At 60.7% G+C, this 20,525-nt stretch carries 19 protein-coding genes; 7 read left to right on the top strand and 12 right to left on the bottom strand.

Annotated features, from left to right (window positions below; all coding sequences use genetic code 11):
• Nucleotides 1–80 precede the first annotated feature (80 nt).
• From LPJGGPFB_RS02270 to LPJGGPFB_RS02250, 5 genes are all read left to right on the top strand, one after another.
• Nucleotides 81–1,940 carry an extracellular solute-binding protein gene (locus LPJGGPFB_RS02270; RefSeq protein WP_173418546.1) on the top strand — a complete coding sequence of 620 codons (1,860 nt, stop codon included), beginning with the start codon at nucleotides 81–83 and terminating at the stop codon, nucleotides 1,938–1,940.
• Between the two features lie 183 nt (nucleotides 1,941–2,123).
• Nucleotides 2,124–3,206 carry a microcin C ABC transporter permease YejB gene (locus LPJGGPFB_RS02265; RefSeq protein ID WP_173418545.1) on the top strand — a complete coding sequence of 361 codons (1,083 nt, stop codon included), beginning with the start codon at nucleotides 2,124–2,126 and terminating at the stop codon, nucleotides 3,204–3,206.
• Nucleotides 3,206–4,348 (top strand): ABC transporter permease, encoded by a 1,143-nt coding sequence (locus LPJGGPFB_RS02260; protein ID WP_173418544.1) that lies wholly within the window; start codon nucleotides 3,206–3,208, stop codon nucleotides 4,346–4,348. Before LPJGGPFB_RS02265 ends, LPJGGPFB_RS02260 begins: the two co-directional genes overlap by 1 nt.
• Before the next feature lie 8 nt (nucleotides 4,349–4,356).
• Entirely contained in the window at nucleotides 4,357–5,985 is a 1,629-nt protein-coding gene (locus LPJGGPFB_RS02255; RefSeq protein WP_173418543.1) for an ABC transporter ATP-binding protein, read from the top strand.
• Between the two features lie 10 nt (nucleotides 5,986–5,995).
• A complete protein-coding gene (locus tag LPJGGPFB_RS02250) occupies nucleotides 5,996–6,955 on the top strand; it encodes a 2-hydroxyacid dehydrogenase (RefSeq protein ID WP_173418542.1) in 960 nt (319 codons plus the stop codon).
• A gap of 12 nt (nucleotides 6,956–6,967) precedes the next feature.
• Here the strand turns inward: LPJGGPFB_RS02250 and LPJGGPFB_RS02245 are convergent, their stop codons facing one another.
• From LPJGGPFB_RS02245 to LPJGGPFB_RS02235, 3 genes are all read right to left on the bottom strand, one after another.
• Nucleotides 6,968–7,822, bottom strand: a complete 855-nt coding sequence (locus LPJGGPFB_RS02245) for a C40 family peptidase (protein ID WP_173418541.1) — start codon at nucleotides 7,820–7,822, stop codon at nucleotides 6,968–6,970.
• A 6-nt stretch (nucleotides 7,823–7,828) separates the two neighbouring features.
• Nucleotides 7,829–8,179, bottom strand: a complete 351-nt coding sequence (locus tag LPJGGPFB_RS02240; RefSeq protein WP_053252495.1) for a MarR family transcriptional regulator — start codon at nucleotides 8,177–8,179, stop codon at nucleotides 7,829–7,831.
• A 189-nt stretch (nucleotides 8,180–8,368) separates the two neighbouring features.
• The gene (locus tag LPJGGPFB_RS02235; protein ID WP_173418540.1) at nucleotides 8,369–9,760 is read right to left on the bottom strand and encodes a leucyl aminopeptidase family protein; all 1,392 of its coding nucleotides are present in this window, start codon (nucleotides 9,758–9,760) and stop codon (nucleotides 8,369–8,371) included.
• A gap of 134 nt (nucleotides 9,761–9,894) precedes the next feature.
• On the opposite strand from LPJGGPFB_RS02235, the gene LPJGGPFB_RS02230 reads away from it, so the two are divergent.
• Nucleotides 9,895–10,719, top strand: coding sequence for a tetratricopeptide repeat protein (locus LPJGGPFB_RS02230; RefSeq protein WP_173418539.1), 825 nt, complete (start codon nucleotides 9,895–9,897; stop codon nucleotides 10,717–10,719).
• 106 nt (nucleotides 10,720–10,825) lie between these two features.
• On the opposite strand, the gene LPJGGPFB_RS02225 is transcribed toward LPJGGPFB_RS02230, so the two are convergent.
• The 9 genes from LPJGGPFB_RS02225 to LPJGGPFB_RS02185 form a co-directional block, all read right to left on the bottom strand.
• Complete coding sequence (locus LPJGGPFB_RS02225; protein ID WP_173418538.1) at nucleotides 10,826–11,812, bottom strand: type II secretion system F family protein; 987 nt, start codon at nucleotides 11,810–11,812, stop codon at nucleotides 10,826–10,828.
• 9 nt (nucleotides 11,813–11,821) lie between these two features.
• Nucleotides 11,822–12,832 (bottom strand): type II secretion system F family protein, encoded by a 1,011-nt coding sequence (locus tag LPJGGPFB_RS02220; RefSeq protein WP_173418537.1) that lies wholly within the window; start codon nucleotides 12,830–12,832, stop codon nucleotides 11,822–11,824.
• A gap of 8 nt (nucleotides 12,833–12,840) precedes the next feature.
• Nucleotides 12,841–14,307, bottom strand: coding sequence for a TadA family conjugal transfer-associated ATPase (locus tag LPJGGPFB_RS02215; RefSeq protein ID WP_173418536.1), 1,467 nt, complete (start codon nucleotides 14,305–14,307; stop codon nucleotides 12,841–12,843).
• Between the two features lie 29 nt (nucleotides 14,308–14,336).
• Complete coding sequence (locus LPJGGPFB_RS02210; RefSeq protein ID WP_173418535.1) at nucleotides 14,337–15,626, bottom strand: CpaE/TadZ family protein; 1,290 nt, start codon at nucleotides 15,624–15,626, stop codon at nucleotides 14,337–14,339.
• A gap of 18 nt (nucleotides 15,627–15,644) precedes the next feature.
• The gene (locus tag LPJGGPFB_RS02205) at nucleotides 15,645–16,319 is read right to left on the bottom strand and encodes a CpaD family pilus assembly protein (protein WP_412728328.1); all 675 of its coding nucleotides are present in this window, start codon (nucleotides 16,317–16,319) and stop codon (nucleotides 15,645–15,647) included.
• Between the two features lie 77 nt (nucleotides 16,320–16,396).
• The gene (locus tag LPJGGPFB_RS02200; RefSeq protein WP_173420925.1) at nucleotides 16,397–17,932 is read right to left on the bottom strand and encodes a type II and III secretion system protein family protein; all 1,536 of its coding nucleotides are present in this window, start codon (nucleotides 17,930–17,932) and stop codon (nucleotides 16,397–16,399) included.
• A gap of 20 nt (nucleotides 17,933–17,952) precedes the next feature.
• A complete protein-coding gene (gene cpaB / locus LPJGGPFB_RS02195) occupies nucleotides 17,953–18,762 on the bottom strand; it encodes a Flp pilus assembly protein CpaB (protein WP_173418533.1) in 810 nt (269 codons plus the stop codon).
• A 128-nt stretch (nucleotides 18,763–18,890) separates the two neighbouring features.
• Complete coding sequence (locus LPJGGPFB_RS02190; protein WP_173418532.1) at nucleotides 18,891–19,406, bottom strand: A24 family peptidase; 516 nt, start codon at nucleotides 19,404–19,406, stop codon at nucleotides 18,891–18,893.
• A gap of 212 nt (nucleotides 19,407–19,618) precedes the next feature.
• Nucleotides 19,619–19,801 carry a Flp family type IVb pilin gene (locus LPJGGPFB_RS02185; protein ID WP_173418531.1) on the bottom strand — a complete coding sequence of 61 codons (183 nt, stop codon included), beginning with the start codon at nucleotides 19,799–19,801 and terminating at the stop codon, nucleotides 19,619–19,621.
• A gap of 253 nt (nucleotides 19,802–20,054) precedes the next feature.
• On the opposite strand from LPJGGPFB_RS02185, the gene LPJGGPFB_RS02180 reads away from it, so the two are divergent.
• Nucleotides 20,055–20,477: a pilus assembly protein N-terminal domain-containing protein gene (locus LPJGGPFB_RS02180; RefSeq protein WP_173420924.1), complete on the top strand. Its 423-nt coding sequence runs from the start codon at nucleotides 20,055–20,057 to the stop codon at nucleotides 20,475–20,477.
• Nucleotides 20,478–20,525: the final 48 nt, after the last annotated feature.

Here is a 20,525-nt window from a genome sequence, read left to right as displayed (position 1 = left end):
TTGCGGCGGCGCCTGTCATTTGGCCCGATTTCGCCTATTCTCTCGCAAAAGAACGTTGAAATATAAGGGGTACCGGCTGGATGCCAATTTTCTGCAGGACCGTGAAACTTGGCCTCGCGACGTCGTTTCTGGCGGCCGCACTTGTTCTTCTTCCTCCTGCAGCGCATGCCGAAGAACAGCCGGTCTGGCGCAATGGCACGTCGTCGATCGGCGAACCCAAGCACAAGGACGGCTTCGCCCGCTTCGACTATGTCAATCCGGATGCCCCGAAAGGCGGAGAATTACGGCTCTCGGAGACCGGCACGTTCGACACGTTCAACCCTATCCTCGCCAAAGGCGAGGCGGCGAGCGGTGTTGCGTCCCTCGTCTTCGATACGCTGCTGAAATCCGCCGAGGACGAGATTACCACCGCTTACGGCCTGCTTGCCGAGGGCGTCTCCTATCCCGACGACATTTCGTCGGCCACGTTTCGCCTGCGCGCAGAGGCCAAGTGGGCGGACGGCATGCCGGTAACGCCTGATGATGTCATCTTCTCCTTCAACATGGTGAAAGAGCACAATCCGCTCCTGTCCAACTACTACCGCCACGTGGTTTCGGCGGAAAAAACCGGCGAGCGCGACGTTACCTTTCGCTTTGACGAGAAGAACAACCACGAACTGCCGAACATTCTCGGCCAGTTCCCCATCGTGCCGAAGCATTGGTGGGAAGGCCAGGACGCCAAGGGCAACAAACGTGATATCGCCCGCACGACACTGGAGCCGGTCATGGGCTCCGGCCCCTACAAGATCGCCTCGTTCCAGCCGGGTGGCTCGATCCGTTTTGAGCTGAGGGACGACTATTGGGGCAAGGACCTGAACGTCAATGTCGGGCAGCACAATTTCGGCGCGATCAGCTACGCGTTCTTCGGTGACCGGAACGTGCAGTTCGAGGCCTTTCGCGCCGGCAATGTCGACTTCTACCAGGACAGTAGCGCAAGCCATTGGGCCACGGCCTATGACTTTCCGGCCATGAAGGACGGCCGTGTGGTCCGCGAGGAGATCGAGAATCCGTTGCGTGCAACGGGAGTCATGCAGGCCTTGGTGCCGAATATGCGCCGTGAGAAATTCAGGGATCAGCGGGTGCGGGAGGCGCTGAACTACGCCTTCGACTTCGAGGATCTGAACCGCAATCTCGCCTACAACGCCTATCAGCGCGTTGACAGCTATTTCTGGGGCACCGAGCTTGCTTCCTCAAACCTTCCCGAGGGCCGCGAAAAGGAAATCCTTGAGGAGCTGAAGGACAAGGTTCCGGCCGAAGTCTTCACCACGCCCTACAAGAACCCCGTGAACGGTGACCCGCAGAAGGTGCGCGGCAACCTGCGCAAGGCGCTCGAACTGTTCAAGGAGGCGGGCTACGAGCTCAAGGGCAACCGGCTGGTGAACGTCAAGACCGGCGAGCCCTTCTCCTTCGAGCTGCTTCTGTCCAATCCGTCCTTTGAGCGCACGGTCACGCCGTTCATCAACAGCGTCAAGAAAATCGGCATCGATGCGCGCATCCGCACCGTCGACGATTCGCAATACACCAATCGCGTCAGAAGCTTCGACTATGACATGATCTACGGAATCTGGGCGCAGACACTGGTGCCCGGCAACGAACAGCTCGACTACTGGGGCTCGGGCTCGGTCGACCAACCGGGGTCGAGAAACTATGTCGGCATTTCCGACCCGGCGATCGACGAGCTAATCCGACGAATCATCTTCGCGCCGAACCGCGACGAACTGATTGCGACGACACGGGCGCTCGACCGCGTCCTTCTCGCCCACCACTACGTCGTGCCGCTGTTCTACTCAAAGGCGATCCGCGTTGCCTATTGGAACCACCTCGCCCGGACACAGGAGCTCCCCTATTACGGGACTGGCTTCCCGGATACCTGGTGGTCGAAAAACGCCACGGCCAAATGAAGCCCTTGCACTCGGAAGCCGTCTCGATTCCAAATGCAGAAAAACGAATCACTGATAACGAATATAGGCCCGGCTTGGGCCTGAGAGCCGCAAGGAGACGTGAGGATTGAAACACCATAGGGCGCACGCCAACGCTTCGCGGGTCCGGGCCACCGGCAACACGTCGATCGAGAGGCTGGCCTGATGGGTGCCTATATCCTGCGTCGCCTGCTTTTGATGATCCCGACGATCGTCGGCATCATGGCGATTTCCTTCACCGTCATCCAGTTTGCGCCGGGCGGACCGGTCGAGCAGGTGATCTCCGACCTGACCAACGCCGGCGGCTCCGACCGCTTGAGCGGCAGCGGCGGCGACCTGATGCAGGCCGGTGGCGATCAGGGCAGCCAGTACCGCGGTGCCCAGGGGCTCGACCCGGAATTCATCGCCAAGCTCGAAAAGCAGTTCGGCTTCGACAAGCCGCCGCTCGAACGCTTCGGCACGATGATGTGGAACTATATTCGCTTCGATTTCGGCGAGAGCTTCTTCCGCAACACCTCGGTCATCGACCTCATCAAGGAGAAGATGCCGGTCTCGATCTCGCTCGGGGTTTGGATCCTCCTGTTCTCCTACGCGATTTCGATCCCGCTCGGCATCAAGAAGGCGGTGTCTGATGGATCGACCTTCGACGTGTGGACATCCGGAATCATCATCGTCGGCTACGCCGTTCCGAGCTTCCTGTTCGGCATCCTCCTGATCGTCGTCTTTGCCGGCGGATCGTTCCTCGACTGGTTTCCGCTGCGCGGCATCGTTTCAGACAATTTCTGGCAATTGCCCTGGTGGCAGAAGATCCTCGACTATTTCTGGCACATGACGCTGCCGCTGATCACGCTCTTGCTTTCGGCCTTTGCAACGACGACGCTGCTGACCAAAAATTCGTTCATCGACGAGATCAAGAAACAGTATGTGACGACAGCACGGGCCAAGGGCCTTAACGACCGCCAGGTGCTGTATGGCCACGTCTTCCGCAACGCGATGCTGATCATCATCGCCGGGTTCCCGAGCGCCTTCATTTCGGCCTTCTTCACCGGTTCGCTTTTGATCGAGTACATCTTCTCGCTCGATGGCCTTGGCCGGCTCGGTTATGATTCCGTCGTCAAGCGCGACTATCCGATCGTCTTTGCGACGCTGTTCATCTTCTCGCTGATGGGACTGGTCGTCAGCCTGCTCTCCGACCTGATCTATACCTGGGTCGATCCGCGTATCGACTTCGAGCGGAGGGACGTGTGATGAACACCGTCACCCCGACTGCCACGCAGGTTGCGGCCCCGCCACGCGGTTTCCTTTCACCAGTGAACCAACGGCGATGGCAGAATTTCAAGGCGAACCGGCGCGGTTACTGGTCGCTCTGGATTTTCCTTCTGCTGTTCGTGCTCAGCCTGTTTGCCGAGTTCATCGCCAACGACCGGCCGATCATCGCCTCCTACAAGGGCGAGATCCTGTTTCCTGCGGTGGTGGATTATCCGGAGGAGAAGTTCGGCGGCTTCCTCGCCGAGACCGACTTCCGCTCGGATTTCATCCGCGACGAGATCGAGGCCAACGGCTGGATGGTCTGGCCGCCGATCCGTTACTCCTACCAGACGGTCAACTCCAACATTCCGCATTCGGCGCCGACAAAGCCCTTCTGGCTGATGAGCAAGGACGAGCGCTGCTCGGCCTATCCGGAAGGCTCGGCCGACCGCAACTGCATCGCCGGTAATCTCAACTGGCTCGGCACCGACGACCAGGCGCGCGACGTGACGGCGCGCATGATCTACGGCTTCCGCATCTCGGTGCTGTTCGGCCTGGTGCTCACCATCGCATCGGCGATCATCGGCGTGACGGCCGGTGCGGTGCAGGGCTATTTCGGCGGTTGGACCGACCTTTTGATGCAGCGTTTCATCGAGATCTGGTCATCGATGCCGGTGCTCTACATTCTCCTGATCATCGCCGCGATCCTGCCGCCCGGCTTCTTCATCCTGCTCGGCATCATGCTGCTCTTTTCCTGGGTCGGTTTCGTCGGCGTTGTGCGCGCCGAGTTCCTGCGGGCACGCAACTTCGAATATGTGAATGCGGCGCGTGCACTTGGCGTCGGCAACGGCACGATCATGTACCGGCACCTGCTGCCGAATGCGATGGTGGCGACGCTCACCTTCCTGCCGTTCATTCTGTCGGGCTCGATCACCACGCTGACCTCGCTCGACTTCCTCGGCTTCGGTATGCCGCCGGGCTCGCCTTCCCTTGGAGAAATGATCGCCCAGGGCAAATCCAACCTGCAGGCTCCCTGGCTCGGGCTAACGGCCTTCTGCGTGATGTCGGTGATGCTGTCGCTGCTGATCTTCGTCGGCGAAGCGACCCGCGATGCCTTCGATCCGAGAAAGACATTCCGGTGAGCGCGACGATGACCGATCCCATTCTTTCCATCCGTGATCTGTCGGTCGCCTTCCACCAAGGCGGCAACACCTCGATTGCGGTCGACAGCATTTCCTTCGACATCAAGCGCGGCGAAACGGTTGCGCTTGTCGGCGAGTCCGGCTCCGGCAAGTCCGTGTCCGCCAACTCAATCCTGAAGCTTTTGCCCTACCCTTCGGCAAGCCATCCGGGCGGTGAAATCCGCTTCAACGGCAAGGACCTTCTGAAGGCCAACGACGCGGAACTGCGCCAGGTGCGCGGCAACGACATCACGATGATCTTCCAGGAGCCGATGACGTCGCTCAATCCGCTGCACCCGATCGAGCGGCAGATCGGCGAGATCCTCGAGTTGCACCAGGGGCTCGAAGGTGCTGCTGCGCGTACGCGCATTCTCGAACTGTTGAACCAGGTCGGCATTCGCGAACCGGAGAAGCGGCTCGGAGCATACCCGCACGAATTGTCCGGCGGCCAGCGCCAGCGTGTGATGATCGCCATGGCGCTTGCCAACCGGCCGGAGCTGCTGATCGCCGACGAGCCAACGACGGCGCTCGATGTGACCGTGCAGGCGCAGATCCTCGAACTTCTCAAGAAGCTCAAGGACGAACACGGCATGTCGATGCTGTTCATCACCCATGACCTCGGCATCGTGCGCAAGATCGCCGATCGCGTCTGTGTGATGACCAAGGGCAAGATCGTCGAGACCGGACCGACCGCCGAGATCTTCGCCAATCCGCAGCATGCCTATACCCGCCATCTGCTCGCTTCCGAGCCGCGGGGCAACCCGCCTCCTTCCGACGCCTCGAAGCCGATCGTCATGGAAGCGGATGACGTGAAGGTGTGGTTTCCGATCAAGGCCGGCTTCCTGCGCAAGGTCGTCGATCATGTGAAGGCGGTCGACGGTATCGATCTCAAATTGCGCGCCGGCCAGACGCTCGGCGTCGTCGGCGAATCGGGCTCGGGCAAGACGACGCTCGGCCTGGCGCTGACGCGGCTGATCTCGTCCAAGGGGCGCATCGCCTTCGTCGGCAAGGACATCAATGCCTATAGTTTCCGCGAGATGCGGCCGCTTCGAAACCGGATGCAGGTGGTGTTCCAGGACCCCTACGGTTCGCTGAGCCCGCGCATGTCTGTTGCCGACATTATCGCCGAAGGACTGAAAATCCACGAGCGGACATTGTCGGACGACGAGCGCGATGCCCGCGTTGCTGCGGCGCTCGAGGAAGTGGGTCTCGATGCCGCCACCCGCTGGCGCTATCCGCACGAATTCTCCGGCGGCCAGCGCCAACGCGTCGCGATTGCGCGTGCGATGGTGCTGAAACCGAAATTCGTGATGCTGGACGAACCGACATCGGCGCTCGACATGAGCGTTCAGGCGCAGGTGGTCGACCTGCTGCGCGACCTGCAGCACAAGCACGACCTCGCCTATCTCTTCATCAGCCATGACCTCAAGGTGGTGCGGGCGCTGGCCAACGAGATGATCGTCATGCGCATGGGCAAGGTCGTCGAACAGGGTCCGGCGGAGCGCATCTTCAATGCGCCGCAGGAAGATTACACCAAGGCCCTGATGGCCGCCGCCTTCAACCTCGAAGCCGTCAACCTCACCGCCATCCGCCAGTAGAGTTCCCGCCATGCCCGCAAAAAGCCCTGTCATCGTCGATCTGAAGTTCATCCCGGAAGAAGTGGAAACAGCGCTCAAAGGTGCTTTTCCGGATCGGGAAGTGATCAACCGCGCCGACGCCGTCCATGACAATCGTGACCTCTCGGGTGTCGACTACGCCGTGGTCTGGAAATCGGCCCCCGACCTCTTCGACAGGGCGCCCGATCTCAAGGTGGTTTTCTCCGGCGGCGCTGGCGTCGACCATGTGCTGACGTTGCCGGGGCTGCCGGAGGTGCCGCTTGTTCGTTTCGTCGATCGCAGCCTGACGACCCGCATGGGCGAATGGGTGGTGATGCAATGCCTGATGCATCTGCGCCAACACCGGACCTATGAAGCGCTTGCGGCAAAGCGCGAGTGGCGCGATCTATCGCAGCCGGAAGCGGCGGATGTGACCGTCGGCATCATGGGAATGGGCGTGCTTGGCCAGGATGCGGCCCGCAAGCTTTCCGTCATGGGCTTCAAGGTCGTCGGTTGGTCGCGCGGCAAGAAGGCCGTCGACGGCATCGAGACCTATGGCGGCGACGAGCTGGATGCCTTCCTGGCGCGTACCGATTTCCTGGTCGGCCTGCTGCCGCTGACGCCTGAGACCCAAGGCATCTTCAACGCCGGGCTTTTTGCCAAGTTGAGCCGCAATGGCCCCTTTGGCGCCCCGGTCTTCATCAATGGCGGCCGCGGCGGCAGCCAGAACGAAGCCGATATCCTGAGTTCACTGGACGCGGGTATTCTCCACGCGGCCTCCCTCGACGTCTTCGAGCAGGAGCCGCTTTCGCCCGATAGCCGTTTCTGGCAAATGCCGAACGTCTATATGACACCGCATGTCGCCGCGTCCTCGGACGTCAAGGCGCTGTTCCGCCACGTCGAACAGCAGATCTCCCGCCTCGAAAGCGGGCAGCCGCTGCAGCACGTCGTCGACAAATTAGCCGGCTACTGAGCCGTTGAATCGTCAGGGACGGCGATAGCCCGTCGGCTGTTCGTAGAGCCAGCCGATGCGCTCGATCGAGGCTTCCAGACCTTCGCGCGCAACGGTCATCGTATGGCCATTGGCGTGGATCAGCGTCTCGTCGTCTTCCATCAACGCGACATGTCCCTTCCAGAAGACGAGGTCGCCGCGCTTCAGCTCTTCGCGGGAGATCGGCGTGCCGAGGCCGGCCGCCTGCATGTCCGAATCGCGCGGCGCCAGCTTGCCGACCATCATCATCGACAGCTGGACGAGACCGGAACAATCGATGCCGAAACCGGAGCGGCCGCCCCAGAGATAGGGCGTTTCGACAAAACGGGCGGCAACTGAGACATAGTCGCCTTCGACAACCTTGCCGACCTCGATGCAATGGTTGGCAACCACGGCCTGGCCGCCATCAAGCAGGAAATAGCGGGTGCCGCGGGTCTCGCGCTCGTCGATGACGGTCAGTCGGCTCCCCATCGACAGCGGGTAGACTGTCGGAAAACGCAGGTCATGCCCGGAATAGACGAAGGTGCGCGGCGCAGAAACGACATGCGTCGGGCTCTTGACCACCGGCGCCAGGCAATATTCCGGCAAGTAGCCGACATAACCGTCGAGATCGGCCTTCACCCAGCACCAGCTCTCGTTGGTGTCGAGCACGCGAACCGATTCGCCGAGCAGCAGCTCGGTATCGGTCCCGCAGGCAAGATCGGGCTTCGCCCGAAGCGGCGTCACCGGCACGGAGACGCGCGCGACGCTTCCCTCGACGTAGCGCTCGGCATCGACGACGCCGCGAAGGCGGCTTTCGGCGAGGTCGGCTCGATAGGCATTCAGGCGGCGATCGGGAAGTGTCGACATGTCAACTCACTTAGGCTGTTTGCGGCCCTGATCAATGATCAGATCGCCGAACTTTTCAAGATAAAGAGCACCGTCAACTGTCCTTTTGATGACGACATTGCGTCGATCGCGATCATCACGGACGCGATCGACAAGCCCGAGCGCGCCCATGGTATCGAGCGCGCGTGTGATGACCGGCTTGGTGACGCCGAGCGTTGCGGCAAGGCCGCGAACGGTGTGGGGCGGTGGCACAAGATAGATCTGCAGCAAGATCGCCATCTGGCGCAGCGTCAGATCGCGACCGTCGACACGCACCTGTTCCAGCGAAACCGTGTGCCAGAGCCCAAGGGCCTGGGAAGGCGTAAGCTCGACCGGCAATGGCAACTCCTGCGCAGCCGCATGCCTCTTCGGCTGAAGTGTCATGCAGACGATTAACGGCGACAGCAGCCTGTGCGCTGTAAGCAAAGCGCAGCGCTGTCCCGCCCCAACATAGACACGGACCGTTACGCAAGCGTTTCTTTTGAAGCGACCGGCGCAGGGACAGCGCCGGTCGTCTTGATCTAAGCCTTACTTGGCCATCTGCCCGATATGCTGGTAAAGCGCGCGAATGGCCTGGGCCTCGCCGCCAATAGGCGAATGCGGCCGTTCGGACTGCGCCCATCCGAAGATATCGAAATGCACCCAGCTCTTGGTGTTGGTGACAAAGCGCTTGAGGAAGAGTGCTGCGGTGATCGAGCCTGCCATGCCGCCGGAAGGCGCGTTCGTCAGGTCGGCGATGCGCGCCGAGACATCCTTGTCGTAACCCATGTGCAAGGGCATGCGCCACATCGGATCGTCGACGCTGAGGCTCGCTTCCGTCAAGTCGTGCGCCAGCTCAGCGTCGTCGGTGAAGAACGGCGGCAGGTCGGGGCCGAGCGCAACGCGGGCGGCACCGGTGAGCGTTGCCATATCGACGAGAAGATCGTTCTTTTCCTCATCGGCATAGGCGAGCGCATCGGCAAGAATGAGCCGGCCTTCGGCGTCGGTGTTGTCGATCTGCACCGTCAGGCCCTTGCGGCTGCGATAGATATCGCCGGGGCGGAAGGCATTGGCCGAGATCGAGTTCTCGACGACAGGAATGATGACGCGCAGGTCGACCTTGAGCTTTGCGTCCATGATCATCAGCGCGAGGCCCATGACGTTGGCGGCACCGCCCATGTCCTTCTTCATCAGGAGCATGGAGGAGGCGGGCTTGATGTCGAGGCCGCCGGTATCGAAGCAAACCCCCTTGCCGACCAGCGTCACCTTCTTGTGGCCCTTCTTGCCCCAGCGCAGCTCGAGAAGACGAGGTGCTTCGGCGCTGGCCCGGCCGACGGTGTGCACGAGCGGGAAATTCTGCGTCAGCAACGCCTCGCCCGAGATCACCGAGACGTCGGCCTTGTAATGCGTCGCAAGCGCACGGAATGCCCCTTCCAGCGCTTCCGGTCCCATGTCGTTGGTCGGCGTGTTGATGAGGTCGCGGGCAAGAAAGACGCCGGCGAGCTGGCGCTTGATGTCGGTCGCATCGGCATCGCTTGGGATCAACAAGGTCGGCGGCTCGCCCTTTGCCGACTTGTAGCGCTCGAAACGATAGGAGCCGAGGCCATAACCGAGCGCCAGCCGGTTGGCTGTCAGCGGTGCTGTTTCGATATGCCATTTGCCGGCCGGCAGAGCGCGCGCGAGTTTGCCGGTCAAGAACGGCGCCTCGGACGGGTTGCTGCCCAGACCGAAGAGCGCGCCGCCGAGATGGCCATCCGAAGACGGGGTCAGCAGCACGGCGCCCGATTCGGCCTTGAAGCCGGCCTTGCGCGCCCAATCAAGCGCGATCGGATCGATGGCTCCCGTTTCGATATGCGCCGGCGTGACCGCGAAGATCGGCAGCGTCTTGCCGGCGCTGGTGTTGAACGGCGACGGCCGTTCGATGAACTGATAGGGGGCCATGGAAGTCCTCGGCTGACAGAGATGGATTCGCGCAATTAACGCTCTGTTAGGGTTAACAGATTATTGCTGGAGTGAAAGTTGCGCCGATGTTGTTTGGAGTTCTGGTGCGCGAATGCATGCTGGGGACACCGCCGATGGCCAAACACAACACGATCTCATCCCGAAATGTCACCCGTCTCATACAAGGCGCCGCGATTGCGATCGTCGCCCTGTCTGTCGCCGGTTGCGCCAACCAGCCGAAGAAGGAACTGACGACCGGTTCGATCTCGCGTACGTCGAAGCCCGTCCAATCAATGACCGCATCGGAGCTGTCGCAGGCGGCCGAAAGCATCGGCCAAGCCTATGAGAAGAACCCGAGGGATCGCGAGGCGGGGCTGAATTACGCCAACCTCCTGCGTATGACCGGACGCAACGAACAGGCACTCGCCGTCATGCAGCAGGTCGCGATCAACCATCCGCAGGACCGCGAAGTTCTCGGCGCCTACGGCAAGGCGCAAGCAGCCGCGGGCCAGCTGGAACAGGCATTGAACACGATCAGCCGCGCCCAGACACCGGACCGGCCGGACTGGAAGCTGAAATCGGCAGAAGGCGCAATCCTCGACCAGCTCGGCCGATCCCAGGAGGCACGCCTGCGCTACCGCGAGGCGCTGGAACTCAAGCCGAACGAGCCGTCGGTGCTTTCCAACCTCGGCATGTCCTATCTTCTGACCAAGGACCTGCGCACGGCCGAAACCTATTTGAAATCGGCAGCGGGACAACCGGGCGCCGACAGCAGCGTGCGGCAGAACCTCGCGCTCGCCGTGGGCCTGCAGGGACGCTTTCAAGAGGCCGAAACGATCGCCCGCCAGGAACTGTCGGGCGAGCAGGCCGAGGCAAATGTGACGTATTTGCGCTCGATGCTGTCACAGCAGGGCGCATGGAAAGAGCTTGCCAAAGCGGACGACGCGAACACCAACTGAGCTTTGCCAGCTGGCAATCGCCATATTGTCGGCTGACGCACTCAAAGCGCCCTCTGGCGCGCTGCAACCGCCCGCCGTTCCCTTGCGTTACCTTTGACCCGGGATGTCAGAATTTGTCGGCGACCTGGATGCCGGCCGGACCGAGGATGACGGCGACGAGAACCGGCAGGAAGAACAGGATCATCGGCACGGTAAGCTTCGGCGGCAAAGCGGCCGCCTTCTTTTCCGCTGCATTCATGCGCTGGTCACGGCTTTCCTGTGCCAACACGCGCAGCGCCTGGGCGATCGGCGTTCCGTAGCGATCCGCCTGGATCAGCGCCTGTACCACCGATTTGACGTCATCTAGCCCGGTGCGCTGTCCAAGGTTCTCAAGCGCGATACGGCGTTCGGGCAGGAACGAAAGCTCGGCCGTCGTCAACACCAGCTCTTCCGCCAGGGCCGGCGACTGGGAGGCGATTTCGTCGGCGACGCGCCGCATGCCGAGCTCCATCGACACACCGGATTCAACGCAGATCAAGAGGAGATCGAGCGCATCCGGCCAGGCGCGACGGATGGAGTGCTGTCGCTTGGCGATGGCGTTGGCGACAAAGATGTTCGGCGCATAGAAGCCGAGATAGGCGAATCCGATGGCAAATGCGAACCGCAGCATGAAAGGTTTCTCGGCGAAATTGCCGAGCACGAAGATGTAGACGACCGCGACGACCAGAAACAGGAACGGAAGGCAGAACCGTGCGAAAAGGAACGTATTGAGCGCATTCTGCGAGCGATAGCCGGCAGTCTTGAGGCGGTTGACGGTATTGTCGTCGACGAGGGCCTTGCGCAGGTTCAACCGCTCGACGACCTGGCGAACGGACGTGTTGTTCTGCCCGCGCAGACTGGCCTTGCCGTTCGAGACCTCCGTGGCGAGGCGGGCGCGTTCCCGCGCGCGTATCTGCTCCCGCTCGGTGGCCACTGATTTCATCCGCTTGCCGAGATCTCCACGCTCGAAGAATGGCACCACCAGCGAATAGAAGGTCGCCAGCACCGCAAACGAGACGAGAACAGCAAGGATGATGTTGGGATCCGTGAACGTCTTGACCAATCCTTCGCCCATAATTGTACCTCAGATGTCGAAGTTGATCATATTGCGCATCATCAGGATGCCGATGCTCATCCAGACGAGACCAGCACCGATAATCAGATGCCCGCGCTGATCGGTAAACAGGATCATCATGTAGTCAGGCGACGTCAGATAGACGAGGGTCGACACGATGAATGGCAGGGCACCGATGATCCAGGCCGAGGCCTTGGCTTCCATCGACAGAGCATTGACCTTGGCCTTCATCTTCTTGCGCTCTCGCAGCACCTTCGACAGGTTGCCAAGCGCTTCGGACAGGTTACCGCCAGCCTGAGCCTGAATCCCGATCACGATCGCAAAGAAATTGACCTCCGACAGCGGCATGTGATTGATCATGCGGGCGCAGGCTTCGGTGACACTCAGTCCGACCTGCTGCGATTCCACCACCCTGCGGAATTCGCTCTTTACCGGTTCCTGCCCGTCATTGGCGATGAGGCGGAGCGCGTCGTTCAAAGGCAGGCCGGATTTGATCGACCGAACCATGACGTCGAGCGCGTTCGGGAACTCTTCAAGAAACTTCTTGCAACGGCGCTTGATCAGGAAGTTGACCAGCCAACGCGGCAAGCCTGCGGCGACAATCAGGCCTATACCCGCAGCAATGGCCAGACCGGCCCCCAGGATCAACACGACAAAAGCTGCGAAAAGCCCGAACAATCCGCTGAAAACATAAAACTTCGCCAACGAGATAGACAGATTTGCCTGCGAGAGCCGCGCCTTCATCGAGGGCGCGGCTCTCGCCGACTTTTCCTGCTGCTTCTTCTCGAGCTCCTTGAGCGAATCCTGGACCGACTTGCGCCGCTTCGACATCTCGTTGACGCGATCGCGGGCGGCCTTGACCTTGACCCGATCGGTTTCGGCCGCGCTCACTCTGCGCACACGACCTTCCGTCTTCTTCTCGCTTTCGATACGCGAATACAGCACCCCATAGGCCAGCGCCGCCGCCGATATCGCGACCAGGGCAGCCAAGGCGAGGACAGGAAGGCCTATGCCGAACATCGCGGATCCTAGCCCTTGTCCATGGCGTCGAGCGTCGCCGCCAGGCGCTTGTCTTCGTTGAAGTAGCGGGCGCGATCCCAAAAATGCGGACGCCCGATGCCGGTCGAGACGTGGCGGCCGATAATGCGGCCGTTGGCATCTTCGCCTTCGATTTCGTAACGCATCAGGTCCTGCGTGATGATGACGTCGCCTTCCATGCCGACCACTTCCGTGATGTGGGTGATACGGCGCGAGCCATCGCGCAGGCGCGCAGCCTGGATGATGACGTCGATGGATCCGGATATGATCTCGCGGACAGTCTTGGCCGGCAGCGTGAAGCCACCCATCGCGATCATCGATTCCATGCGGGCGAGGCATTCGCGCGGCGTATTGGCGTGGATCGTTCCCATCGAGCCGTCATGGCCGGTGTTCATCGCCTGCAGAAGGTCGAACACCTCAGGTCCGCGCACTTCGCCGACGATGATGCGTTCGGGTCGCATGCGCAGACAGTTCTTAATGAGATCCCGCATGGTGATCTCACCCTCGCCTTCGATATTCGGCGGCCGGGTTTCGAGACGAACCACATGCGGCTGCTGCAATTGCAGTTCGGCCGTGTCTTCGCAGGTGATCACCCGTTCGTCGAGATCGATGAAGCCGGTCAAGCAGTTCAGAAGCGTCGTCTTGCCCGAGCCGGTACCACCCGAAATGACGATGTTGCAGCGGACGCGGCCGATGATCTGAAGAAGGACGGACCCCTCGGGCGTGATCGCGCCGAATTTCACCAGCTGATCGAGCTTCAGCTTGTCCTTCTTGAATTTGCGGATGGTCAGCGCGGTGCCGTCGATGGCGAGCGGCGGGGCGATGACGTTGACACGCGAACCGTCGGGAAGACGCGCATCGCAGATGGGACTGGATTCGTCGACGCGCCGCCCCACTTGCCCGACGATCCGCTGGCAGATCGACAGAAGCTGGGCATTGTCGCGGAAGCGGACCTCGGACTCGATGGTCTTTCCGGCGACTTCGATGAAGGTCTGGCCGGCACCGTTGACCATGATATCCGCAATGTCGTCGCGCGCGAGCAGCGGTTCCAACGGTCCATAGCCAAGCACGTCGTTGCAGATATCGTCGAGCAGCTCTTCCTGCTCGGAGATCGACATCGCGAAATTCTTGATCGTGATGATGTCGTTGACGATATCGCGAATTTCCTCGCGAGCGCTTTCCGTATCGAGCTTGGCCAGCTGCGACAGGTCGATCGTATCGATCAGAGCCGAGAAGACCTGCGATTTGGTATCGTAGTAGTCCTCGGTGCGCGCGGGTCGCTTTCTTTGTGCCGGAGCTGGAGATTGTGGGCGCGCGGCGGACGTTTGCGGGTCGGCAAGCACCGGCACCGCGGCGCGCTCGATCACCGCCGATTGCGTGACCGGGGCGATCGGCGGCATCGCGGCACCTGTGGTGCCACCCTTGCCGAAGCCTTCGTTTCCGCGTTTGCCGAACATGTTCCTGATCCGCCCGTTCTGTGCGCCGTCTATTTTCTGCCGAGCGCCGCAAGCATCTTGCCGAGACCGCCACGCCGCGCCTTCTTCATCGACGCGCGGCCGGTGAGCAGATGCGCGAGCTGGGAGAAGGTTTCGGCTGCTGCCGACTTCTTGTCGATCTCCGCAATCATGCGGCCGCTGTTCGATGCATTGCCAAACAGGACGGCATCGAACGGAATGATGGCTGCCGCTTCGATTTCCAGCGATTCGCAGAATTCGTTCACCGCGATCTCCGGACGTTTCGGCATACCCACCTGGTTCAAGACGAGATGGGGTTGCTTGTCGTTCGGCCGAAGCTTCTTCAAGGCATCGAGCAGGTTCTTCGTGTTGCGAAGGCTTGCGAGATCCGGCACAGCGGTAATGACGATTTCATCGGCTTCGCCCAGAACCGAGCGTGTCCAATCCGTCCACATATGCGGGATGTCGAGCACCGAAACCGGCGCGCTGCGTTGCAGGATCTCAAGGATCGGATGAAAGGCACCGCCCTCGAAGTCATAGGCACGATCCAGCATCGACGGCGCCGCAAGCAGCGAAAGATGGTCGGAGCATTTGGTTAGAAGCCGATCGAGAAAGACCTCGTCGAGCCGCTCGGGCGCGAAAACCGCCTCCGATATGCCTTGCGGCGGGTCCTGGTCGAAATCGATGTTGGCCGTGCCATAAGGCAGGTCGAGATCGGCAAGAATGGTCTCCGTCGAAAACAGATTCGAAATGCCCCAGGCGCAATTGTGCGCGATGGCAGACGAACCGCTGCCGCCCTTGGCGCCGATAAACGCCAGGCTGCGTCCCAATGGCTCGGCGTCGGGATCGACGAAAATCGATGCGACCGCGGACAGAACGTCTGGCATTGCCACGGGCGCGACCATGTATTCCGAAATACCGTTGCGGATGAGCTCGCGATAGAGCCCGATATCGTTGTATTTGCCGACGAGGATCACCTTGGTGCTCGGATCGCAGACCGCAGCCAGCGGCGCAAGTTCGCTCAGCAGGAACCGGGGATCGGCCGATGTTTCCAGAATGATCAGGTTCGGCGTCGACACGCTCGCAAACATGTTGGCCGCGGCATCGATGCCGCCGTTGTTGATGCGCAAGCTGACCTTCGCCATACGGCGATCCTGGCCGCAACGCTCCATCAGTCGCTGCATCGCCTCGGTTTCGCAAAACGCGTGGATCGAGATGCGTGGCAGCGGGCGGACCTGCTCGAGGTCACCCGGCTGCACGGTATCGAAGGCGAGGTCGCCGGCCGCGGCGCCCGTTTCGATCCTGTACTCAATGGTGCTCATCTGATGATCCCAACGATATCAATTGAAGACGATGACGGGTCCGTCACTCTTTTCGGTTCCGCGCCAGTCCTTGATGACCTGACCACGCTGCTCCGCATCGATCGGCGACATCTGACGCGGGCCGAGCAGATCGGTCGGATTGGCGATCTGCGCCGCCAGATTGGATTGCGATGCGCAGCCGAAATTATAGTAGTTGCGGTTCTGGATCGTGTTGAGCGCAACGTCCTCGGGCCATTCACCACAGGGGGACGTCTGGGCGGTGATCGCCACATAGCTAATGCGAACAGGTGCAGCGTCACCCATCGGACCGGCCTCGTAGCCCGCCTCGATCAATCGCTTGGCCGGGACACCGGCGGCAACGAGAACGCTGCGGATCTCCTTGCGCATGGCCTGGGCTGCGTGGCTGTTTGCCGAGCCGCGCGGCAGCATGATCTGGACAACACCGGTCGACAAATTGCGATAGTCGGCCGCAAAGCCGCTGATGACGTCGCGCGTGCCCTGCGTCAACCGGCGATCGCCGGAGGCGATCGGGATATCGATCGTACGCTCACCTTCGGCAAGCACGATCGGGTGGCGGGTGCGGTAGTCATCCGGGATGGAGCCCGTTGCAAGATTGTCCTTGGTGCCGCAGCCGGCAAGCAGCCCCGCGGCAACGACGAGGATTGCAACATGCCGCAAATGACGGGCGGGCATTCCGGATCTGTTGAGGGGCATGGCACTCGGCCTTTCAGAATTCTCGTGGAAGCTGCTTCGCGTTTGCATGACCCAGCCTATTTGTAGATGAAGCCAACGTTGCCGTGGTAGCGGCCAGCCGGAGCGGATGCTTCCGGGCGCCCGTAGATCCGGTTCACGCGACCAAGGAAGAAGCTCTCCCAATCATTGGCTGCATTGAAATTGTCGTCGGGCCTGGAGATCGCGCTTCTGGCCACTGGCCGCACGAGATAGGGCGTCGCGATGATGACAAGTTCGGTCTCGTTGCGGACGAAATCCTTGCTGCGGAAGAGCGTTCCGAGGACTGGGATCTTCGAGGCGCCCGGCACGCCGGACATCGCCTGACGGATGTTGTCCTGCACCAAACCGGCGATGACGATCGAACCGCCTGAGGGGAGCTCGACGCTGGTCGATGCCTCGCGCTTGCGAATGCCGAGGAAGGTGTTGCCGGGGATGGCGTTGGAGCCGTTGCCGGTAACGACACTGCCTTCGTAGGTCGGCTCCGACACTTCGGTCTCGACCTGCAGGCTGATCCTACCAGGACCGAGAACGACAGGCTTGAAGTTCAGGCGAATGCCGTATTCGACGTCGTTGACCTCGCGTTTGACCTTACTCAGGCCGGTGGTGGGGTCCCTTTCGACCTCTTGCATGCCGGGCAGCCGAAACTCGCCGCCAACGTAGAATTTCGCCTCTTGGCCCGAAATCGCGGTCAAGCTCGGCTCGGCGAGCGTGCGCATCACGCCTGCCTGCTCCATCGCATTGATGTAGCTTGCTATCGTCGTTCCACCAATCGAGCCCTTGATGAGTGCGTTTGCGCCGAGCCCGATGGCGTCTCCGAGGTTGGCGGGGTTGCGGAATCCGATGCTGCTGTCGCCATCGGAGACGCTGCCGTTGAAGCCGAGTTGCTTGAGGACCTGGCGGCTGACCTCGGCAACCGTAACTTTCAGCGTGACCTGATCATCGCCATCGATGGTCAGCAGGTTGACGATCTGCGAGACCTGCCGATCCTCAGCAAAGATATCGGCATCACCATTGTTGCCCTGCGCAGTAATGTTGCGTGTGGTCGCTTCACCGCCCTGGAGGAAGGCCTTGGCGAGGTCGACGGCGCGTGTCGAATCGAGCGGCGTGCGCACGGTGCCTGTCAGGACGATGTTGTCGGAGATGATTTCGACATTGATGTCGGCATCGGGAATGAAACGGCGCAGGTTTGACTGCAGGTTGGCGATGTCGCGCTCGACCTCGACGTCAAGACTGACGATCTCTTCGCCGTTCGGCCCGAATACGAAAATGTTGGTCTGCCCCACGGATTTACCAAAGAGATAAATCCGTCTGGATGTGCGCGTAACGGCATCGGCGAGCGATGGGTCAGCAACGAGAATATCGTGGGCATCGGAAGGTAGATCGACGACAACGGCCTTGTTCAGCCCAAGGCTGACCTTCTTCTTCGCCCCCGGCCCGCTTTCGACGATCCTGACGACCGAGGAGGCAGCCGCATGGGCGGACGGGAGCGTTGGCAGCGCGATGCCCGAAAATGTCAGGCAAAACGACAGGCCCGCCGCAACAGACGCCCGAAACTTATTTCCGATCCGCTTCACCTTGTGCTCCACTCGATCGCTCATTGTTGCTGGCCCTGACTTGAACCGTCGCCCTTGACGATGGAGCCAGACTTGATGACCTGAATGCTGGGTTGGCCATCACCGCTCAAAAGATAATCCGCTGCGTTCGTATCGGGCTCCTGAGCATCCGCGACGCTGCGAAGGGCGAGCGAGATACGCTCGGCCATCTGCTGGGCGACGGTCATGACCTTTGATTGATCAGGGGTCAGCTCCAGGGTCGCCGTGGTGCCGACCACGGATTTGGAGCCATCGTCCTTCTCCTCGACCTGCTGGTCGATCGCCAGAACGCGGACGTTGCTGAGCACTGTCTCCGTCAGGAAAACATCGTTGTCCGACTTGCGGACCATGATGACGTCGACCCGGTCGTTCGGCAGGATGAAACCGCCGGCCCCTGTCGCAACCGTAATTTCCGTAGCAACCGCGCGCTTGCCGGCAGGCAGGAGCGACGACATGATTCGACTTGAGGAGTCGGCAACCTTCTCGTTGCGCACCGGCTCACCATTGAATATCGGCAGCCGAACGACGGCGCCGGTCAGGTCTTCAATCGCCGATGGGCGGTTTTCTTCGGTGATGAGGCCATCGACGATGCCGTCCTTGGGCCAGGCCATCCAATGGACGGCGTCTCCGCCGAGGCGAGACCCGACAGGTAAGCTCTTGCTGGCTACGAGGACATTGACAGTCGGAGCCCGCTCAATGACGGGCTCGGCCGTTAGCCGGGCAGGACCGCGGGTCAGCTTCATCGCCAACAACCCGGCCATCGCCGCCGACGCGACGGCCACCGTCAGTATGATGATGCGAACCGGTTTCATGATCGTTTCTGTGCCCCGCAGATATGCCGGGATCAGATTGATCAGGAATTGGTGTAATTATAGTTAACGACCCATCTACGGGTATGGTTAACAGCCTCCTTCCGAGCAGCTTTCCGCACCCATCAACGCTAAAGGCCAAACTGCGCGAGAGCCATTCGAGACAAGGGCGAGGCCGGAAAGGCCAGGAAGGCGCCAGCAGCAATCGCGATTGCATAGGGAATTTTCTTTGCGGTCAGCAAAAGACCAGGGATTGGAATGCCGGCGGCAAGCAACACATGCTGGCTGGACCGCAACATCACAATGAGCACCGTCAAGACGCCGCCCATAAGCGAGACATACAGCAGGAACGCCAGAAGAGAGCCGTTCAGCCCATACCAAAGAGCGCAGGCGCTCAATAGTTTTGCGTCACCGCCCCCCATGACACCGGAGGCAAAAAGGCAAAAGCACAAAAGGAAGACCAGCAGACCGGCAGCCACATCGAAACCGATGTCAACGAAACCGGAGCCGGCGGCGACGTTCGCGAGGACCGCGCCAACAGCAAGAAGCAGCGACAGACGATTCGGTATCGTCATCGTCATCAGATCTGAGGCAGCGGCCCAAATCAGACACAGCGGAAAGATTGCAAGGAAGGCCAACAAGAGCATTTATCGAAATCCACTCCGCGAGCGAGACTTAGAGCGCCGTGCGTTCGGAAGAACGCACCAGGGAGCTCCAGCACTTTGATTCCTGAGCATCTTATCCGCCTTCAGCGATTCGTCTTAAAGGCGGGATGTTCCTGAACATATCTGCCAAGGTAACAAAAAGCCGCCAACAAGGGCGGCTTTCTGCTTTTCATTCCGTGAGCCCTAAGGTTGCCTTACGGCGCGGTCTGCGAACCGGTCACCTGATCGGCGAGGAACGTAAACTGGCCGTCGAGAACGTTGCCCAGCTGGGTCGCGCCACCGATCAGCGCAACGGAGATGAGGGCAGCAATGAGGCCGTATTCGATTGCAGTTGCGCCAGACTCGTCCTTCATCAGACGGGCAAAAATCTTCTTCATGATGATTCTCCTACTTCGCGATTGTTGTTCAGCACGTCCGCCAACTGTTGCCGTTGATCGGATGAGCCCAACCTATGCCCGCCGGATTGCTACCGACTTAAGGAAGGCGGTTACTAAAAGATGAACGTCGCATCGCTGATTTTTGGGTAAACGAACGGCAAACATTTCCAGGCCGCTGGCGAGACGCTTGTACCTTAACGCTTCATTCACCAAGACGCGCGAGGATGCGGCGATGTCACCTCAAGGACGCCCCATGTCTGTGCCCTCCACGACCGCCCAAGCCAGTTTATCTCTTCTCGTGCTCGTCGGGCTTTTTGCGGTGTCTCCAACCCGGCCCGCCCTTGCCCAGGATGACATCATGCGCGTCTACATGGATCACGCGCGCGTCCTCAAGCTTGATCGCCCCGTAAGCAAAGTGATCATCGGCAACGCTGATGTTGCCGACGCAACGGTCGCCGACGCAAAGACCATCGTCGTCACAGGCCGCAATTTCGGCACGACGAACCTTGTGATCCTGGACCAGGATGGCAATGCGATTGTCGACGAGCGCATTCTCGTCTCTATCGACGAGGGCAATACCGTGCGTGTCTACAAGCAGACTTCACGTACCGTGCTGTCGTGCACCCCGAACTGTGAGCGGCATGCTGAACGCAAAACGACCGGCGCCACCAATTAGAATCAGGTAAAAAACGCCGGCGATCATTAAAATGCCGATGATCATCGA

The organism is Ensifer adhaerens, assembly GCF_013283195.1.
GTDB lineage: Bacteria > Pseudomonadota > Alphaproteobacteria > Rhizobiales > Rhizobiaceae > Ensifer > Ensifer adhaerens_G.
The sequence above is the reverse complement of the archived record's forward strand: the minus strand, read 5'-3'. Positions and strand labels throughout refer to the sequence as shown.

Coding starts and splice junctions, on each gene's coding strand:
- LPJGGPFB_RS02270 (WP_173418546.1), top strand. CDS start 81: ATGCCAATTTTCTGCAGGACCGTGAAACTTGGCCTCGCGACGTCGTTT.
- LPJGGPFB_RS02265 (WP_173418545.1), top strand. CDS start 2,124: ATGGGTGCCTATATCCTGCGTCGCCTGCTTTTGATGATCCCGACGATC.
- LPJGGPFB_RS02260 (WP_173418544.1), top strand. CDS start 3,206: ATGAACACCGTCACCCCGACTGCCACGCAGGTTGCGGCCCCGCCACGC.
- LPJGGPFB_RS02255 (WP_173418543.1), top strand. CDS start 4,357: ATGACCGATCCCATTCTTTCCATCCGTGATCTGTCGGTCGCCTTCCAC.
- LPJGGPFB_RS02250 (WP_173418542.1), top strand. CDS start 5,996: ATGCCCGCAAAAAGCCCTGTCATCGTCGATCTGAAGTTCATCCCGGAA.
- LPJGGPFB_RS02245 (WP_173418541.1), bottom strand. CDS start 7,822: ATGTCGACACTTCCCGATCGCCGCCTGAATGCCTATCGAGCCGACCTC.
- LPJGGPFB_RS02235 (WP_173418540.1), bottom strand. CDS start 9,760: ATGGCCCCCTATCAGTTCATCGAACGGCCGTCGCCGTTCAACACCAGC.
- LPJGGPFB_RS02230 (WP_173418539.1), top strand. CDS start 9,895: ATGGCCAAACACAACACGATCTCATCCCGAAATGTCACCCGTCTCATA.
- LPJGGPFB_RS02225 (WP_173418538.1), bottom strand. CDS start 11,812: ATGGGCGAAGGATTGGTCAAGACGTTCACGGATCCCAACATCATCCTT.
- LPJGGPFB_RS02220 (WP_173418537.1), bottom strand. CDS start 12,832: ATGTTCGGCATAGGCCTTCCTGTCCTCGCCTTGGCTGCCCTGGTCGCG.
- LPJGGPFB_RS02215 (WP_173418536.1), bottom strand. CDS start 14,307: ATGTTCGGCAAACGCGGAAACGAAGGCTTCGGCAAGGGTGGCACCACA.
- LPJGGPFB_RS02210 (WP_173418535.1), bottom strand. CDS start 15,626: ATGAGCACCATTGAGTACAGGATCGAAACGGGCGCCGCGGCCGGCGAC.
- LPJGGPFB_RS02205 (WP_412728328.1), bottom strand. CDS start 16,319: ATGCCCGCCCGTCATTTGCGGCATGTTGCAATCCTCGTCGTTGCCGCG.
- cpaB (WP_173418533.1), bottom strand. CDS start 18,762: ATGAAACCGGTTCGCATCATCATACTGACGGTGGCCGTCGCGTCGGCG.
- LPJGGPFB_RS02190 (WP_173418532.1), bottom strand. CDS start 19,406: ATGCTCTTGTTGGCCTTCCTTGCAATCTTTCCGCTGTGTCTGATTTGG.
- LPJGGPFB_RS02185 (WP_173418531.1), bottom strand. CDS start 19,801: ATGAAGAAGATTTTTGCCCGTCTGATGAAGGACGAGTCTGGCGCAACT.
- LPJGGPFB_RS02180 (WP_173420924.1), top strand. CDS start 20,055: ATGTCTGTGCCCTCCACGACCGCCCAAGCCAGTTTATCTCTTCTCGTG.